Consider the following 18462-nt stretch of genomic DNA (forward strand, 5'->3'; position numbering starts at 1 on the left):
AATCTTTTTTTTTCGCGCATCTCTTAAAACTTCACACTTGCCATTTGGCAGTTGTGCTGTCTTTGGTGTTGGCTATACTGTCCAAGATCGAACTCTGGACTTAGGAATGAGAATTAAATAACTTCCACTCTTGAAAGTGGGATGGGCTCTTATAGCCCGTCATGAGTGGACGGGCGGGACGCCCATCCCACAATAACAATTAAAATTGTAAGTTATTTAATTCGCGATCCTTATATCAAATCCGACGAAAACCTCTTGTTATCGTGCAACCCAAGCCGAGAAAGGTTTGTGTGTGTGTAGCGCGATTGTTTCAACCAGGGAGGTGTGTACGGTTGGTATGATGAATCACTGTTTCAGATTGCGATTCGGCTTACAACTAACAGCAGCATCCATAGCAAGATCCCAAAAAAACTGTGTCTAAACCCAAGCATATAGTTTTAACATCCCATCCCGACAGATCCGGCACAAAACCTCATCCCATTTACTGGGGAGAAATCGATCCCCTGAAACGGGGGCCTGTTATTGGTAGCCTTACCAAATCGTCTCACCGGAATGCGATCGGCACTCATTCGGGTTCCTACTCTGTTTATCGCGCGCTAGCAGTTGCTTCCGGCGCACTCCAAGCCGATCACCGCCCCGATTTTACCAACACCTCTCCGGCGGCACACATCGGGCCGCATCCGAGTTGGGGCGATCGCAATTTGATTGTTTCTCTCGATCCCTTTGGGGGTTTGGTTAGCGAAGTTTATACTTCATTTCTCCAGCAGGGATACGATATTCGACCGACAATTGCTGTCACTAAAGCTCACATTAATATGCCGGAATTGCAAGATGCCATCGCTAAGGGGCGAGTGCAAATTGATGGCAAAATAGTCAAAGCAGGTGGCAATTTAGCAGTAACTAAAATTGCGATCGATCCGGTGTGGTATTTGCCGGGAATTGCGAGGCGAATCGGCGCCCAAGAAAGCGTTCTCCGCCGTGTCCTGTTCGAGCAAACAGGCGGAATGTTCTCGGATTTAGTGACGCGGCCAGATTTACACGTTTTCTTGCCACCAATTGGCGGAACTACGGTTTATATTATTGGCGATGTCGGGAATATTTCTGACACCGATAAGCAGTTGGCGGTACGGGTACACGATGAATGCAACGGTTCAGATGTCTTCAGTTCGGATATCTGCACTTGTCGCCCTTATTTGGTACACGGGATGGAAATTTGCATCCAAACTGCACAATCCGGCGGTTCTGGGGTAATAGTTTACTTCCGCAAGGAAGGGAGAGCTTTGGGGGAAGTGACTAAGTTTTTGGTGTACAATGCCAGAAAACGGCAGGAAGGCGGCGATCGAGCTGATGCCTATTTTACGCGCACTGAATGTGTTGCGGGAGTTCAAGATATGCGGTTTCAAGAACTAATGCCAGACGTGCTGCACTGGTTGGGGATCTCTCGCATTGACAGTTTAGTTTCTATGAGCGATATGAAATACAATGCGATTATCAATTCTGGCATTCAGGTGGTCGATCGCATCCCCATTCCTGAAGATTGGATTCCTGCAGACGCACAAGTCGAAATCGTCGCCAAAAAAGCCGCCGGCTACTACACGCCTGACCCTGTGCCAGATGCTACAATTCTTGCAGAAGCGATCGGACGCGATTTAGGAGATTGAGAGGGCTAAGACGCGATCGGACGCGAACTATCGCGTCTTGGCCACATAAAATTATTGCTGGTTTTTGATCAGTCAGGGTAGGTTATGGCTAATTTGCGTTCTAGTGTGATCGTAAAAACAGATATTTGTGGATATACCGCCAGAGTCAAAAAATTATCTCAGTCGGACTTAAGTAGTTTGTTAAACGAGCATAAAACTTTTGTTTCAGATATTAGCGCCAGAAATGAAGGCAGCGTGATTAAAGGGGAAGGTGATTCATTTTGGATAATTTTTCCCAGCGTCACAGCAGCGGCGGTAGCAGCCATAGAAATGCAGCAAGAATTGAGAGCGCAACAATCTAGCAAGGCGAACGACGAACGATTGGCTATTCGCGTGTCGATTACATTAGGAGATGTCTTGCATCAAGATAAAGATATCTTTGGCGATACGGTGAATTTAACAGCGCGCATAGAATCAGTAACTCCGCCGGATGAAATATATTTGTCCCAAGCAGCATGGCTAGCGCTCAACAAAGCAGAAGTGCAAACGTCTTTTGTCAACGAGTTTTCTTTGAAAGGGATGAGCGAACCTGAAAAAGTTTACAAAGTTGACCAAAGTTACAAAACGCGAATTATCAAGAATCAAGCAATAATTAAAGCAGATTTGAGAGGTTTTATAGCCTATCAAGAATCTAATTCGATCAAAGATGTGGAATATTTGCTCACCAACTTTGATACTTTTGAAAAAACAATTTGCGAAGAATACGGCGGCACAATTCGGAGTATTGTTGGCGATTCGCATTTGTTGACTTTCCCGGAAGCTCACTCAGCCTTAGCGGCAATGGAAAGTCTGTGCGAGAATTGGAAACTTTTTATTGACGCCAATCAAATACCTTGCGGCTTGTCGGTGGGAGTTGCTAAGGGAAATTTATATATATTTAGGTCTTGCACTTACGGAAAAGATATTCACATAGCCGACAGGCTGGAAGATTTAAGTAAAATAGTATGTCCGGGTAGAGAAAGAAATTCGGTCATAGTTTCCGATCAAATAAAACGCGAAGTCAGCGGGTCTAAGTGGGAATATAAGCTGATCAAAATCGATAAAAATGCGATTTTAGATAATCTTTTAGATTACAGTCAGTTTGACTTTTTTCAAGAAAATGATGTTTACCGCTGTTTGGTAGTATGAACTTGGGCAATAGTGAACTTGAGACTGTAGAATATCTGAGAACGCCGGCTGCTATTCGTCAAAAGTGCGATCGGCTTTTTGATTTAGCCAGCCACGACAAACTTCGCTACTTCCGTGTCGATTTATCCCAACTCGACAAAGCAGCAAATTATGTAATTGACACCACGCGCCAACAATATCCCGATTTTAACATTCCCTTTCACAGTCGCTGGCGACATTTTGAAGCCGGCAACTTGTCGCGAATCGCCGAATTGGATGCAGCAATAGCCAAATTTGCACTCATAGAGCAAGCTAAGATCAAATTTGATTTAGCCATTGTCAGCGTTTTGCTTGATGCCGGTGCTGGTGCAGATTGGCAGTATTGCGAATCCGAAACCGGACAGGTTTACCGCCGTTCTGAAGGGTTAGCAATAGCCAGCTTGCGGATGTTTTGTCAAGGTGTTTTTTCCAGCAATCCCGATTTTCCTTGGCAAGCTGATTTTCGCGGACTTTCTCAATTAAAACTAGAAGCCTTAGCTGCTGGATTTCAGGTAAGTCGAGACAATCCGCTAGTTGGTTTAACAGGCAGATTAGAATTATTGCAGCGTTTGGGGAAGGCGATTTGCCAGCATCCATTATTATTTGGTAGCGAAAACCCGCGTCCCGGCAATTTGGCAAAATACTTGCTCGACAGTCGGGTTTCGGGAGACAAAACTGTGAATGCTACTGAAGTATTGAGCGCTGTTTTGACAGGTTTTGGGGAAATTTGGCCGGGAAGATATGCAATTGGTGGCGTTAATTTAGGCGATGTTTGGCGGCATCCGGCTTTAACAGGAGAAAATCTGGGAGATGAATTGGTGCCGTTTCACAAACTCTCGCAGTGGTTGACTTATTCGCTGTTGGAACCGCTGCAAGAAGTTGGTTTAGAAGTCGCGGGATTGGATGAGTTAACGGGATTGCCGGAGTACCGCAACGGCGGTTTGTGTTTGGATATCGGGCTGCTGCAGCCCAAAGATTCGGCTATTTTTGCACAGAGTTACTTGCCTGGTTCGGAAGTTATAGTAGAATGGCGATCGCTGACTGTGAATCTTTTAGATAAAATTGCCGCTGCTATTCGAGAAAAGCTGCATTTGAGTGCGGAAGAATTGCCGCTGGTGAAGATTTTGCAAGGAGGAACTTGGGCGGCGGGGCGGAAAATTGCGGGCGAATTGAGGCCTGGTGGAGTGCCGCCAATTCAGATTGAAAGTGACGGGACTGTGTTTTAGAGGGAAGAAGGAAGTTCGGCAACGGATTCGCTCGACGGATATAACGGATGTCAGGAAGAAGGAAAAGGGAAGTTCGGCAACGGATTCGCTCGACGGATGTAACGGATGTAACTCACATCTTGCACCATTCTCAAGAACGGGCTCTTCGGCCCGTTCCACAAAGAGTAGATTTTCTTGTGGAACAGGCCGAAAAGCCTGTTGCTGACAATGGTGCAAGATATCAGATGTAACGGATGTCAAGAAGAGGGAAGAAGCAAGAGGGAAGAAGAAAGAGGGAAGAAGCAAGAAGGAAGAGGGAAATTTATTCCCTCTTCCAACTTAAAATTAAAAATTCCAAATTCAAACCTGAAAACTATACCTCACACTACACTCCCAACAAGCTGCTTAGCGGCAAGTGCGATATTTGACGTGATAAACTAAACCGCGATGAGCCAAATCGAAGGAGTCAACGGTGGCCATGCCGGCACCGCGGGCTGTCATTGCAGCATTTACTCTCATATTTACACTATCACCACAGCGAGACCAAACATTCGCTATAGTGGCTAAGCTATCTCGAACATTGTAGTTAGTTTGGCCCCTGAGATTCCGATTTAAAACTGGCTTAGGATCGCGAATTAAATAACTTACAATTTTAATTGTTATTGTGGGATGGGCGTCCCGCCCGTCCCACAATCTTGTGGAAGTTATTTAATTTTCATTCCTTAGTGTCGCTCTGGGGGGATGAAAGGTAATTGTCGGAGCAATTTTATTCGCGCGGTATTCGTGTTTTCAATAGGGTTTGATATAAGTAGTCCAGGACGCAGGGGCCGCAGAAATCGGTTTTTTTTTGCGTCAAGAATGCCTCGATGGCTGATAAGTTATAATAAAGCCAATTAATTATTCAAAAAAATGAGTGCTAAAGTTACTGTCATTGACCATCCTTTGATACAGCACAAGTTAACTCTGATGCGGCAAACTCAAACGAGTACGGCGAAATTTCGCCAATTGCTCAAAGAGATTGGAATGCTGCTAGCCTATGAAGTGACGCGAGATTTGCCGCTAAAATACGAACAAATAGAAACGCCGATCGCGAAAATGAATGCACCGGTGCTGGCTGCTGAAAAGAAAATTGTGATTATTTCGATTATGCGTGCTGGTCAGGGACTGTTAGATAGTATTTTAGAGCTGATTCCGTCTGCGAGGGTAGGACATATTGGTTTGTACCGCGATCCGACAACTCGGATGGTGATTGAATATTATTTCAAAGTTCCCCAGGATATCGAACAGCGAGATGTTTTAATTGTCGATCCGATGCTGGCTACTGGTAATTCAGCAGTGGCGGCAGTGGATAGGCTGAAAGAAGTTCATCCGAAGTCTATTAAATTTTTGTGCTTGCTGGCGGCACCGGAGGGAGTGGGGCACTTTCACGAACAACACCCTGACGTGCAGATTTATACGGCTGCTGTTGACGAGTGTTTGGACGAGCATGGCTATATTGTACCCGGACTGGGAGATGCGGGCGATCGACTTTACGGGACTATGTGAATTCAATAAAATTATTTTCTGCTGTATATGTCAATACATTCATTTAAAAATAACTTTACTAACATAAGCAGTGGTTTGATAGTGCGATATAATGTAAGTTGTAAAATTTTAATGTCAAGAAAAGCCTATATATAACATGGCTTGTAGGGTTTTATTACATTAAATTCGTAAATTGCATGATCTAGATGTATTTACTGCATTTTATGGTTAAATTCTATGCCTTTAGTGTAATTTCTTGCCAGAATTAGTTATTAAAATAGATGTATGATGCTAAGCGTTTGCGAGCGACTACTAACATTTTTTGACGAGGGAAAAAACAATGGAGACTACAGCACAGAAGGAAGCCCCAACTCAGCCTGTTGAGGAAGTGAAAATTCAGAATATCAACAGTTTGGAGTTTGAGCTTTGGGCTAAAGCAGTGAAACGGCAGATGATTGCAGCACTCTCTAAAAAGGGCGCGATTTGACATCTGTGGGTTTTTTGTGCACAGGTTGTGTTAATTAATTAAATTAACAAAATTTTTGTCTGCATTGTTGTCCGAGTTGCGGGAGAGGCAAGAGAAAGAATTTTCCTTTTTCCGAGTTTTGGACGTACAGGTGGAAGGAAGCCGGGTTTTTTTACGAAAATACTTCTGTTGCGATCGGCAGAAATGGTAAAAAAACCCGGTTTCTTTGTGTCATATCATGTCCGATCGAGTGACCGCGATTAAAAGGGCGGGTTTTTGAGATTGTCATTTATTGGCAGATATTTTTCGTGAGGGGATCCCCTACCGTATTATGGGTAATCGACCGGACATACAGCACTTTCCAGGTAAGTGAAGTACAGAGAAACCGGGTTTCTTGAATAAAACCGGTTTCTGGCGAGAAATCCAGAAGAAACCCGGTTTCTGGGGTGTACTTTATAAACCTGGAATCCGCTGTAATATCAAGAGTGTCTCCGGGACTGTTCTATCTGCCGAAGGCTTTCTGCCAGATTACGATCGCTTGTCAACCGCCGCCAGCAAGCGCAGACTTCCGTCTTGAATCTGCACTGCTTTCACCGTTCCCACAGCAACTCTTTGTTGACCGTTAGCCATCGCTACCTCAATCTTAATCTTGGGGTCAGCCTGTAATCCTAGCCGCCCCCAGAGCCACTTGACTTGAGTAGCAGGAAAAGAACTCACTTGTACATCAGAAAATGGTGAATTAACCCAGCGGCTACCGTCGTAAAAACTTGCTACCTGCACCTGATACCAAACTTGTTCTCCTGCCAATTTTAACTCATTGTTCGGTTCTGGTTCCAGCCACTCAGCGGGATTGACACTGTTAATTAAAGTAGCAGAACCCATAATTTGACTTTTGTGGTCTTCTAAACTTTCCGCCTGAGAAACTGCTTCCTGAAGTTTGTTGACCAAATTCCGAATTCGAGTTCTTGTTTCGCTGTCAGTATCTGATTGCTGGTCGAGCCAATTCATCGCTTCGCGAGTGCCGTCTTGAGAAGCTACAATCAGGGCGCCCCAAGCCTTGACATCGGCGTCAGCGGCATTCACTCTCAAGGCGGCGTCGATGCGGTTCCAGATCCGCCCGCTGTCATTTTTGAGGGTTGTGGCTATTTCGTGAGAGTTGCTCGGATCGGCTTCAAATACTTGCAAAGCTTCAGTCCAGCGGCCGTCGATTAATTCTGCGAGAACTTGTTGACCGGGACTGGCCCAAGATGCGATCGCCTGAGCCCGAGTGATTTTAGCGTGAAATTCGATCGTTTCTAGCTGAGCTTGCGCGACTGCGGGCCAATTTTTGCCGGCTTTCCCCTTCGCCACACGCATGACATTTAATGCTGGAGACCACAGGCCGCTTTTCGCCAGTCGCAGCCCATTTTTGTAAGTCTCGTCATTGAAGGCAATTTCTTCTAAAGAAATCGCCGTTAACTGAACTGGGTTGGGCAAAAATTTGCGCGGGCCAATTTGATAAAGGGTAAATTGCGGCTCTAAACCAACTGTTTGGTCGATCGCCAACTGCGGGTTTTCGCCCTTAACAATTTGCTGCCAATTCGGCGGTTGTCCAGCCGCACTCGCCCACTCCAACAGCGGCATTAAATGATTTTGGCTGGGGTTGTAGCGAACGACTTGTCCGTAGGGAATTTTCTTGTCGCCCTGCTTTAGTTGACCGCTGACATTAAACCAAATGCCCGATGCGGGGGGCTTGCCATCAAAGCGGCGCAGTTCTGTTAGGGGTAGCGACTGATTGGAGGCTTGATTGTTAGATGTAGAGTCAGCTAAAGAAGCAATGACAAAAGATTCTGCAGGGCCTTCTACATTCACAGAACTTGCTAGTTGGAAATACTGCTCTTTATCGGAACTGCGATCGGGAAATTGCACTCGCTTGTACACCCGAAGTTCGACAATTTGACGACAAGGATTTTTGCAAACAGTAGAAGCCTTAACAGTTCTTTCTACCATCACCGGTAATAGCAAATCGGCAATAGAATTATCGCGGGATTGATCGACGGGAAGCGGCAGGGCTTCTCCGGTTACGAATCCCAATTTGCGGATGCTGGCTTTGATTTGATCGAGAGTTTGGATCGAATCTCTGCTACCTGTAGGCAGGCGCGACCATTCCGGCACAAATTGAGAGATCAACTTGTTGCCATTGGGATCGACAATTAGCTGATAACTCAGCCAAGCGCCGCCTCCCATTAAAGCTGCACAGCCACCCAAGATGCTGAGGGCTGTCAAATTAGCTATCAGTCTTTTCCAGGGATATCTGGCGCGAGTTCGGGGAGTAGGTATTGGAAGCGGGGACTCTTGAAGATTTTTGGGGCGTCGGGTTTGGCGACGGCGTCTTGTCGGGGGAGGAGCAACTTTGGGATTTTCTGGGGGTTTGGCTCGATTTTTTGAGGGGTTAATTTTGTGTTCCATCATGCCATTTTAGAATTTAGATTTTAGAATTTAGAGTTTAAAATTGCAATAGCCGATCGTACTGCCGACCTATGATATCCCAAGTGTATTGGCTGTCAACGAGCGATCGCGCGTTGACAGAGAGCTCCTGTCTTAGCTGCTGATTTTCAAACAAACTGGCGATCGCCTCAACATACTCCTGAACATTGTTCGCCCGCAAGGCCCTTATCAGTTGTGGGCCGCCATCGACGGCTAAACCCTCCAAACCTCGATCGCTAGCAACCACGGGAGTTCCCGCAGCCATCGCCTCCAAAGTTTTATTTTTAATCCCAAAACCTATCCGCATCGGCACCACACAAACAGCAGCTTGATGCAAATATTCTGCCACCCTTTGCACCCGACCTACTACTTGAATTCCGGGAAGTTCTCCCAAGGCGAGCACTTCCGGGACTGGCGAAGCCCCGACTAGGGTGAGGGTAGCATCCCGATAGCGCTGCTGCAAAGGCGGCAGTATTTGCAAACTGAGAAACCGCGCCGCGTCAATATTGGGCAAATTGTTCATTGCGCCTGCAAAAATTAAGGTGTGTCCTCCCGGATCGATCGACCGGTACGGAAATTGAGTTAAATCCACGCCGTTAGGAATTACATCTATGGGAGGTACAAAAAAATCTTGTTTTCCTGGCACTCGAACCGGAGGCAACAGTAATTCGAGGAGTTGCTCTCTGTCTGTGGATGTTGTCGCCACAATGCGGGAGAATTTGGAACAGTAGCGTTTTTCGTAGCGGGCGAGTAGGGGTAAATTTAGTCGATCCCGCAGGGGTTTTTCCGAGGTGCCGGTTGCTAACATTTCCCTGCAAGTTCCCCAAACGGAACTGTGAATGTTTGCCACTGTCAGCACTTTTTGTCGCCATTCTGGACGCACGTAAATCTCGTTAACGCTGTGCTCGCAGGTGACAACATCGCATTTGCCTGCTGTTACTAATTCGTCTGCCCAATTCTGCATTGCTTGGGAGTAGCTTGAGAGGACGTTCGGAGGTGTCCCGGACAACAAAAATCGACCGAATCTGTGGAATTTTCCTATTATTTCAGAGAAACCCCCCTCAGTCCCCCCCTTGTTAAGGGGGGGAGGCAAGAAGCCCTCCTCAAGCCCCTGGTTAAGGGCAGGAAATAACCCCCCCTCAGTCCCCCCCTTGTTAAGGGGGGGAGGTAAGAATCCTTCCTCAGTCTCCTGGTGGAGTCTTAGCCCCCCCTTAGCAAGGGGGGGTTGGGGGGGTAATCGCGGGTTGGGAAAAACTGCTAATTCTGTGACTTGCTGGCGCAATGCGTCGATTTGTGCGTCGGTGACATCGGGCGATCGTACAGTGCCGAGAATTACCTCATGTCGCTGGCTCAAGTATTGTAATAAATTAAACGTCCTTACCTGAGTTCCTCCGCGGCTGGGCGGATAGGGAAAAGTTGAGGAAAGCATTAAAATCTTCATGGGATGTGGGATAAATAAATTTGCCGCTTGCGCGATAAAATTGATTGATAAAACGTTTTTTTTTTACAATCTTCGCACCTATGGACGAATTATCTCTTAAGGCGCTGCTGGAAGACTTGAAAAAGTCCGACGAAAGTGTTCGCGATCAGGCAACTACTGAACTCTGGCACACTTGGTTTAACCAGAAAGGTGACTATGGGATGCAAATTCTCAGGCGAGCGCAAGTTTCGCTGGATGCAGGCGATGTTCACCACGCTTTGGATTTGCTGACGAAATTGATTGCGGAAGCGCCGGATTTTGCGGAAGCTTGGAACCGACGCGCCGTACTTCACTATACTCAAGGAAATTATAAAAAGTCGATCGACGACTGCGAAATTGTCCTCAAACTGAACCCGGTGCATTTTGGGGCGTTGCACGGTCTGGGTTTGTGCTACGCTGCCTTGGGAGAATACCTAAATGCTATTCAAGCTTTTCGTCGCGCTTTGGAAATTCAACCGTTTGCTTTGGTGAATCAAAAGTTAATTCTCGAATGTACGGCTCGTTTGAGTTAAAGTTAATTTTCCTGGACCCAAAAGTGTTAATACCAAATTGTAAGCTGCTACGCATTTAAATTGAATCCAGATCCGGGTTCTGGGGCCAGTTCCACAATAATAATTGTATAAAAAATGACTGTCAAATTAGATGTACAACAGCTTAGTCACTTTTTAGCAATCTAAAATCTAAAATCTAAAATCTAAAATTGTCTAAGTTAGTGCCTAAAATTAGCGTTTGCATTCCTACTTACAATCGAGTGCATCTGCTGGCTTGTGCGATCGCCAGCGTGCTAGATCAAACTTATACAGATTTTGAATTAATTATCTGTGATGATGGTTCTACTGACAGCACTCCTTTGTTGATGTCGGAATTTGTCGTAGCTTGCGGGGCGGGACGCCATCGCCCGATTCGCTACATTCGCCACCCGCAGAATATCGGCAAGAGTAATAATATGCGATCGGGCTTTGCTGCTGCAAGGGGCAAATATTTTATCAAGTTTGACGATGACGATCGCCTCAGCCCGCAATTTCTAGAGCGGACATCTGCTATTTTAGATAAAGACCCCAGCATCGATTTTGTCAGTACAGATCACTGGGTGATCGACATTAACAATTATATAGATGAAAACCAGACGAAACTCAATTCGCAGCGGTGGGGGCGCACCGAGTTGTCGGCTGGAATTATTGAGGATTTGCTATCTGCTGTTTTTCTCAGACAAAGTTTGCAAATAGGGGCGACTTTGTTTCGGCGCCGCGCCCTGGAAGAAGTGGGATTTCTGCGGCCGAATTTGCAAAATTGCGAAGATAACGATTTGTTTGTAAGACTTGCGATTGCTGGCAAAAAGTGCTATTACTTGCCGGAGCTGTTGATGGAGTATCGAGTTCATGCAGGACAGCAAGGAGTCGATCGGGCAATTCCGTATTTAAGCGATAAATTGCGCTATTTGACCGGCTACGAATTTGATTCCGAGAAGTTGGAAACAGTCAGGCTCAAAAGGATTGCAGAAACTCAATTAGCGCTGGGTTTGCGGCTGATTGAGGTGGGTGAAACTGCAAAAGGACGCCGGATGGTGCGGGAGGGAAAGTCTGTTTCTGCGGCGAAAATGTGGGCAGGTTTGGGATTGTCGCTGCTGCCGGTCGAGTTGCGTCCAAAAGCGTTTGAGTTTGTGCGAGAGTTGATTAAATAAGGCATGAGAATTAAATAACTTAGAATGCGTGATGGTTCTTGTGGGATGGGATCTTATAGCCCGTCCAGAAACGGCGGGCGGGACGCCCATCCCACTTTCAAGAGTGTAAATTATTTAATTCGCGATCGTAACCATCAATAAGAGTTATTAATTATCAGCAGGATATAAGATATTAATTTATTAGAGTAGGGGGTTTTGTTTGGCATTGAGATTTGCTCAGATTTGGCTCGATAGAAAACTTTTCGGGGAGCCTTGAGAGAGTAGGCTAAAAATAAAAATTCGATCAGACACGTTTTAGATTAAATTAAGAAATTAAGAAATACTGAAAATTAAGTATTTACGACTTTGACATCGATCGGGGACGAGTACAGACCTTTCCTTGGGTCTGCCCTGCTTGTGCTATCTGTCAGGCGATTAGGGAAAACTTTTGCCCTGAGAGTGGGTGAAGGGATCAAAGTCAGCATTGTTAAATTCTGTCTATTTTATTAATGCACCACTCATGTCAATAACTAATCGGATTAGTTTCAATAATCTCCAGGGCGACATCTTCGGCGGTGTCACGGCTGCCATTGTCTCGCTGCCCCTGGCCCTCGCCTTCGGGGTCGCTTCGGGAATCGGGCCGATCGGGGGACTGTACGGTGCCATTTGTGTTGGCTTCTTTGCGGCGCTGTTTGGCGGCACCCCAACACTGATTTCGGAACCCACAGGGCCGATGACTGTGGTGATGACTGCGATCGTCGCATCCCTCACCGCCAGCAATCCCGAACAAGGGCTAGCAATGGCGTTTACCGTTGTGATGCTGGCGGGGTTGTTTCAAATCATCTTTGGTATTTTCAAGCTAGGGAAATACGTCACCCTGATGCCATACAGCGTGATTTCGGGCTTTATGTCGGGAATTGGCGTGATTTTGATAATTCTGCAAATTGCACCGTTTCTGGGTCAAGCCCCTCCCAAAGGAGGTGTTTTGGGCACTTTTATGGCAATTCCGCAGTTGCTGGCAAACGTAAATCCGCCGGAAGCAATTCTCGGTATCTTGACGGTGGCAATTATTTTCCTGATGCCCAAAAAGCTGAAGAAAATCGTACCCCCGCAATTGATAGCGCTGATTGTCGGCACGGTAATTTCCCTGACTGTGTTTCAGGGCGCGGATATTCGCCGGATTGGAGAAATTCCGGTGGGACTGCCTCCCTTGCAATTGCCGACTTTTTCCGCCGGTCAACTCACGGTGATGTTTGTGAATGCGGTGATGCTGGGGATGCTGGGCTGTATCGATACCTTGCTGACGGCGGTGGTGGCGGACAGTCTGACGCGGACTGAGCACAAGTCCGATAAGGAGTTGATCGGTCAAGGAATTGGCAATATCATGTCGGGGATCTGCGGTGGCTTACCGGGGGCCGGGGCAACGATGGGAACTGTGGTCAATATCCAAACAGGCGCGACTTCGGCGTTGTCGGGTTTAACTCGGGCGTTGGTGCTGCTGGTGGTGGTTTTGGGCGCGGCGAAGTTAACTGAACCGATTCCGATGGCGGTGTTGGCGGGGATTGCGCTGAAGGTGGGGATTGATATTCTTGACTGGAGTTTCCTGAAACGATCGCACAAAGTATCTGTTAAGGGTTCCCTGATCATGTACGGGGTGCTGTTTTTGACTGTGTTTGTGGATCTGATTGTGGCGGTGGGTGTGGGCGTCTTTATTGCCAATATCCTGACTATCGAACGGTTGAGTAGTTTGCAGTCTGCGGGAGTGAAGCTGATTTCCGATACGGATGATGATGTGGTCCTCAGTCAGGAGGAGAAGCAACTCTTGGATCGGGGTAGGGGGCGCGTGTTGCTGTTCTGCTTGAGCGGCCCGATGATTTTTGGGTTGTCGAAGGCGATTTCCCGCGAACACAATGCTATGAAGGATGCGGATGCTTTGGTGATGGATCTGACTGCTGTGCCCATGCTGGGGGTGACGGCTTCGCTGGCGATCGAAAATGCGATTCGCGATGCCTGCGATAAGGGTTTGCAGGTTTACATCGTCGGTGCCAGCGAGAAAATTCAGCAGCGCTTGCAGAAGTTGGGATTGTTGGATCTGATTGCGCCAGAGCATGTCATGAGCGATCGTACCGCAGCCTTGCGACAAGCCGTCGCTGTGGTTGACAACAAAGGCATCCCCTTGGGAGCGCCTGTGTAACAAGGCGCGAATTCGCCAAAATAGTAGTGGTTTAGCAGGAGTGCCCGTTTTTCCTGCTATTTCTATGGCTCGATCGATCGTTTCACCTTCCTATTTCCACTAAAGTTATAAACATTGCCCGCTCTAAGTTTTTCCTAAATATCGTGTCTATATTTTCCGAAATTCCCACTGTATGGCTGCAAATTTCCCTCGTGGGTATCTGGCTGGGTTTGATTTTACTGGTCGCTGAGGGGTTAAATCGCTTTACTTCTGTCAATCCTGAAGTATCGCGGAAGGTGGTTCACATCGGTACTGGAAATGTGATTTTGCTGGCTTGGTGGCTGGAAATACCCGGTTGGGTGGGGATTTCGGCGGGAGTTTTAGCAGGTGCGATCGCCCTAATTTCTTACCAAGTTCCGATTTTGCCCAGTCTTAACAGTATCAACCGGAAGAGTTGGGGGACTTTTTTCTATGCTGTTAGTATCAGCGTTCTCGTAGCTTGGTTTTGGCCGCTGCAACATCAGGAATACGCTGCTTTGGGCATTTTAGTGATGACTTGGGGCGACGGATTGGCTGCTGTCATCGGCCAGAAATACGGCAAACATATTTATCGAGTTGGGGGAATACAAAAGAGTTGGGAAGGTTCTGCAACTATGTATTTGGTGAGTTTTGCTATTAGTAGTTTGATTTTGCTGGCGGTTCAAGGCAATATTTGGCAAACTTGGGCTGTGTCTGCTGTTGTAGCTTTGGCTGCTGCTACTTTGGAGTCGGTTTCCAAGCTGGGAATTGACAATCTGACTGTGCCGATCGGCAGTGGGGCGATCGCCTTTTTCCTAAATCAATTTTTGATAATTGGTAATGTGTAATCTGAACTTCCCCCCACGGGGGGCGTTACTGGATACAGGTAGGAATTCAAGATTTTGCAATTGCTATAAACCAAGTCGGGTGAGTTTTGTAAATTCCGATCAAAGGTGATTCATACCGTGAATCAGCAACCCCAATTATCAATTGTCTAAGTCCCGTTAAAGCAGCCGACGTGCTTGTAAAATTTGTTGTTGCCATTGCTCGAAAACGGGGATTTTTGAGCGATCGTCTGTTGGAAACATCGCCCTTATTTGCTCGATTAGCTCGATCGCCAGCGGTACGCCAAGCTGCAATTGTTCCAAGACATCCCGCTGAGCAAAAACGGTTTCCGGTGTTCCTTCTAAAATCAATTTTCCTCGATCCATTACAAACACCCAATCAGCCCAGCGGTAGATGAAATCGAGGTCGTGACTTGCTAAAAGGATAGTGGTTCCGGCGCTGTGAATTTGTTGAAGTAAACCGATCAGTTGTCGGGTGTGACGCGGATCGAGATAGGCGGTAGGTTCATCTAACAGCAGCAGTTTGGGCTTGAGAATCATGATATCGGCGATGGAAACCCGCTTTTTCTGGCCCAAACTGAGATTGTGAATTGGTTCGCGGGCGAGTTCGCTTAGATCGAATTGCTCGATCGCCTGCTGCACCTGTTGAGCAATTTCGGATTCTCTCAAGCCTAAATTGTACAATCCATAGGAAATATCTTCTTCTACCGTCGAAGCTACTAATTGATGTTCGGGATTTTGAAAGACGAGTCCGATTTGTTGGCGCAGTTGCATCAAAGATTTGCGATCGTAGCGCAAGGGTTCACCGTGCCAGCGAATCATTCCCTGTTGCGGTTGATATAAGCCATTTGCTAACAGAAAAAATGTGGTTTTGCCACAGCCATTTTGACCGATCAGCCCGCACCGTTTCCCAGCGGGAACTTTGAGATTTAAACCCTGAATTGCCACTCGCGAACCGCAGGGATAGGAGTAGGAAGTGCGATCGAATTCGAGAATCCATTCAGACATATTTGTTATTTTTTATTTTTTGTTATTTGTTATTTTTTATAGCCTTCCAGGCTCTGCCTGGGAATACATACCCGGAGGCTATGCCTCCAATTACCAATTACCAATTACCGATTTCAATTGTATAGCAATCCTTGCAGGAGTCGTAAACTTTTTACCCCACCCCAACCCTCCCCTTATCAAGGGGAGAGAGTAAGAAATTCACAAATGATTTATAATTGCTAAATTTGTGTCAGTCTCGATCAGATTTTGCCAACTGCCAAAGTTGCATTTCATAACAGAGATGTTGCTCAAAAAGTTGACTTGCCTCCAATCCTTCAACCACCAGCTTCTTGAACCAGCGACGAAATATCCAGCGCAGGAATTTGTGGACGGGGGGAACTGTAATCGCAATCAAATCTGCAACATAAATCATTGTATTTAGTCCATATCGGCGGAAAGTATCGACATACAAATCGATTGTTGGCAAAATATGGGCGGAAATATCCTCAGTTTTTACTAAAGTGAATCCAGCTTGCTTTAATGCTGCATGAAGTTCCGTAACAACATGACAATTAGAGAACATTCCCTCTTGATAATTAGCATCAGATCGCAGCATATCAGCCAGCAAAACGTAACCGCCGGGATTGAGGATTTTGGCGGCACCGTTAGCAATATCAACAGCCGACATATACTGGCTACTTTCGCTAAAGAGAATAAGATCGTAGAAATGGGTTGCTTTGAAGTCTTCAAACCTCGTGAGGTGGAAGATTGCCCGATCGCGCGTACACTTAAGAAAGCGCTGTTGTTGGAAAGGATCGGGTGCGAGCCCTTCGACTGCAAAACCTCGATCGAGCAAATAAGCCGCATTTCCGCCAATCCCGCAGCCCACATCGAGTATCGTATGAGTGCCTTTGGGGATTGCATCTAACAGTTTTACAGTATAAGCTTGCTGAGCGACGCGCAATCGTGCGATCGTGAGTTCGTCAGCGGGCACAGGTAGGGTTTCCCAATAGCCGTAGTGAAGGTAGGGCGAATCTGTCAAGCCCAAATAGTAATTAAGCGCTGCATTTTGGTAGCGAGTTACTTTAGAAATTTCGATAGATTTTGGCTGCGACATTGGGAAAATTTAGTAAGTTTTAGGATTTAGGGCTGAGTTGAAATTCTTCCCAGCGCTTGCATACTTGTTCATAGCACTCAACCGGAGAAATTGCCAACTTTTGCAACAAATTGATATCAATGTTACCGTGGGCGATCGACAAAAATATAATTGCTTCCTTGGGTTCGTAGCTATCAATGATTTGGAGCAGATTTGAAACAGTATTTTGCTCGATTTCTAGTTGTTGCAAATAAACGGTTGCCTCCAAGTCGGAAATAAATTCCAGATCGTACTTGATAGTATCTACGCTCCAATTCACATAGCCGTTAATGGGAGTATTGATTTTGCAAGCAACCAAGCCTCGTCCTTGATGCAAAAAGCCATTCCAAGCGGTATGTCCGATCGACAAAATATTCTGATGAATAAACAAGTTTTGCCAGTAGCCAAAACTACCCTGCCAAACACTATCTTCGATTCGCATTTTTTTAGTTTCCCGCTGCCTAAAATTTCGTTATTGTCGATCGGGAAACGGAGCACAACAGCAGATTATTTGTAAAAATATTGAACTCACCATCATCCATACCTCGCAGATGAAAAACATGATTGTAAACAAATCGGCGGGCATCCTGACTCAGAGATGCAATGATCTCATTACAGTTGCGGGACAGCGCCGGATTCGCACCGAACTTTCCCCCTTACGTCTGATGTGTGTTTTTCATCAGAGCCGATCGATATACGGGGATATTACCACTATTTGGGATATTTGACAAAAAAAGCCGTGTGCCTATTAACCAAACTCAATATTTTCATACAAATCAGCCAGCGAAATCTCCACAGCAACAGATGTTAAACTCAGCCGATCGCCCATACAGCTATATTCCGAAAAAATCCACTTATTCGCATCAGTTTTAGAATATTGCTCCACCTGTAGCCGATATTGGTCGATTAATAAATACTCCTGAAAACTAGGAATACTGCGATAAGCAGCAAACTTTTCATCGCGATCGTAAGCTTTGGTACCTTTAGACAGCACCTCAGCAATTAGCAGCGGATTAGTAATTGTATCCGTCCGTCCAGATTGCATCTCGATCGGGCGCGCTACCACCATCACATCCGGGTAAGTATAATTATTAAGCTGCGGAACCCAAAGCCGCTGATCCGAACTAAAAGTCCGATATGGTTTCCCTTTTAACGCCAGTTTCAGCGCAACAACTAAATTAGTGGTAATTTCATTGTGATCCGGTGTGCCGCCAGCCATCAGAACAATCTCCCCATTGATAAATTCATGCCGATCCAGAGAATTGATTTCTAATTCTAGATATTCCTCAGCGGTGTAGGTTTTGGTTTCAACTTGCGCGATCATACACAACGCTCTCCTTTAATCTACTCATTTCAGTTTATCTTAAAAATCCTTAATTAGAGGGATGATTTGTTATCTTTATTTCGATATTATTTGGATACCGCAGCTTCGGCTACGCATTCCCACGAATAGTCTGAGAAAAAGAAAAAGCCTGTAGGGGCGGGTTCGCCAAAAGCTTTCTCATGGTGCAGACAGGTTAAATAAACCCGCCCCCACCCCACAAACTAGCCCTTTATTAATAAAAATGATGCAAAATATGAGTCCGATCGCACTTAGGAAACTTATATTATGTCCGATCGATCGCGCATAATACATAAGCTGGGGCGGGTTTTTGAG

17 protein-coding genes and 1 riboswitch are annotated in these 18462 nt (G+C 46.1%); of the genes, 10 read left to right on the plus strand and 7 right to left on the minus strand.

Annotated features, from left to right (window positions below):
• The first annotated feature begins 413 nt into the window (after positions 1-413).
• The 4 genes from QT973_RS02705 to QT973_RS02720 all read left to right on the plus strand — a co-directional run bounded on the left by QT973_RS02705 (position 414) and on the right by QT973_RS02720 (position 4302).
• Positions 414-1661 carry a GTP cyclohydrolase II gene (locus QT973_RS02705; RefSeq protein WP_333208789.1) on the plus strand — a complete coding sequence of 416 codons (1248 nt, stop codon included), beginning with the start codon at positions 414-416 and terminating at the stop codon, positions 1659-1661.
• An 84-nt stretch (positions 1662-1745) separates the two neighbouring features.
• A complete protein-coding gene (locus tag QT973_RS02710; protein ID WP_333055017.1) occupies positions 1746-2828 on the plus strand; it encodes an adenylate/guanylate cyclase domain-containing protein in 1083 nt (360 codons plus the stop codon).
• Complete coding sequence (locus QT973_RS02715; RefSeq protein WP_333390529.1) at positions 2825-4072, plus strand: URC4/urg3 family protein; 1248 nt, start codon at positions 2825-2827, stop codon at positions 4070-4072. Before QT973_RS02710 ends, QT973_RS02715 begins: the two co-directional genes overlap by 4 nt.
• Positions 4073-4119: 47 nt before the next feature.
• On the plus strand, positions 4120-4302 hold the full coding sequence (locus QT973_RS02720) for a hypothetical protein (protein ID WP_333208783.1): 183 nt from the start codon (positions 4120-4122) through the stop codon (positions 4300-4302).
• Between the two features lie 154 nt (positions 4303-4456).
• Here the strand turns inward: QT973_RS02720 and QT973_RS02725 are convergent, their stop codons facing one another.
• A complete protein-coding gene (locus QT973_RS02725) occupies positions 4457-4744 on the minus strand; it encodes a DUF4360 domain-containing protein (RefSeq protein WP_333231891.1) in 288 nt (95 codons plus the stop codon).
• A gap of 216 nt (positions 4745-4960) precedes the next feature.
• Between QT973_RS02725 and upp the strand changes: the two genes are divergently transcribed.
• Complete coding sequence (gene upp / locus QT973_RS02730) at positions 4961-5596, plus strand: uracil phosphoribosyltransferase (RefSeq protein WP_333208779.1); 636 nt, start codon at positions 4961-4963, stop codon at positions 5594-5596.
• A gap of 319 nt (positions 5597-5915) precedes the next feature.
• Entirely contained in the window at positions 5916-6062 is a 147-nt protein-coding gene (locus QT973_RS02735) for a hypothetical protein (protein WP_332946242.1), read from the plus strand.
• Between the two features lie 507 nt (positions 6063-6569).
• On the opposite strand, the gene QT973_RS02740 is transcribed toward QT973_RS02735, so the two are convergent.
• Positions 6570-8492 (minus strand): hypothetical protein, encoded by a 1923-nt coding sequence (locus tag QT973_RS02740; RefSeq protein WP_333208777.1) that lies wholly within the window; start codon positions 8490-8492, stop codon positions 6570-6572.
• A 34-nt stretch (positions 8493-8526) separates the two neighbouring features.
• Positions 8527-9948 carry a glycosyltransferase family 4 protein gene (locus tag QT973_RS02745; protein ID WP_333208775.1) on the minus strand — a complete coding sequence of 474 codons (1422 nt, stop codon included), beginning with the start codon at positions 9946-9948 and terminating at the stop codon, positions 8527-8529.
• Between the two features lie 80 nt (positions 9949-10028).
• Between QT973_RS02745 and QT973_RS02750 the strand changes: the two genes are divergently transcribed.
• The 4 genes from QT973_RS02750 to QT973_RS02765 all read left to right on the plus strand — a co-directional run bounded on the left by QT973_RS02750 (position 10029) and on the right by QT973_RS02765 (position 14686).
• Complete coding sequence (locus tag QT973_RS02750) at positions 10029-10499, plus strand: tetratricopeptide repeat protein (RefSeq protein WP_333390533.1); 471 nt, start codon at positions 10029-10031, stop codon at positions 10497-10499.
• Positions 10500-10699: 200 nt separating this feature from the next.
• Complete coding sequence (locus QT973_RS02755) at positions 10700-11668, plus strand: glycosyltransferase (RefSeq protein ID WP_333055096.1); 969 nt, start codon at positions 10700-10702, stop codon at positions 11666-11668.
• Positions 11669-12167: 499 nt separating this feature from the next.
• The gene (gene bicA / locus QT973_RS02760) at positions 12168-13841 is read left to right on the plus strand and encodes a bicarbonate transporter BicA (RefSeq protein ID WP_333055009.1); all 1674 of its coding nucleotides are present in this window, start codon (positions 12168-12170) and stop codon (positions 13839-13841) included.
• A gap of 143 nt (positions 13842-13984) precedes the next feature.
• A complete protein-coding gene (locus QT973_RS02765; RefSeq protein ID WP_445242995.1) occupies positions 13985-14686 on the plus strand; it encodes a diacylglycerol/polyprenol kinase family protein in 702 nt (233 codons plus the stop codon).
• 156 nt (positions 14687-14842) lie between these two features.
• Here QT973_RS02765 and QT973_RS02770 read toward each other — a convergent pair whose 3' ends face one another.
• The 4 genes from QT973_RS02770 to QT973_RS02785 all read right to left on the minus strand — a co-directional run bounded on the left by QT973_RS02770 (position 14843) and on the right by QT973_RS02785 (position 18129).
• Positions 14843-15691: an ABC transporter ATP-binding protein gene (locus QT973_RS02770; protein WP_333055008.1), complete on the minus strand. Its 849-nt coding sequence runs from the start codon at positions 15689-15691 to the stop codon at positions 14843-14845.
• A gap of 229 nt (positions 15692-15920) precedes the next feature.
• Entirely contained in the window at positions 15921-16787 is an 867-nt protein-coding gene (locus tag QT973_RS02775; protein ID WP_333261794.1) for a methyltransferase domain-containing protein, read from the minus strand.
• Between the two features lie 19 nt (positions 16788-16806).
• Positions 16807-17247 (minus strand): hypothetical protein, encoded by a 441-nt coding sequence (locus tag QT973_RS02780; RefSeq protein ID WP_333261797.1) that lies wholly within the window; start codon positions 17245-17247, stop codon positions 16807-16809.
• A 118-nt stretch (positions 17248-17365) separates the two neighbouring features.
• A riboswitch (cobalamin riboswitch) is annotated at positions 17366-17510 on the minus strand.
• Positions 17511-17553: 43 nt separating this feature from the next.
• A complete protein-coding gene (locus QT973_RS02785) occupies positions 17554-18129 on the minus strand; it encodes a Uma2 family endonuclease (RefSeq protein WP_333055004.1) in 576 nt (191 codons plus the stop codon).
• Positions 18130-18462 lie beyond the last annotated feature (333 nt).

This window comes from Microcoleus sp. Z1_A1, from assembly GCF_036700305.1.
Taxonomy (GTDB): Bacteria; Cyanobacteriota; Cyanobacteriia; order Cyanobacteriales; family Microcoleaceae; genus Microcoleus.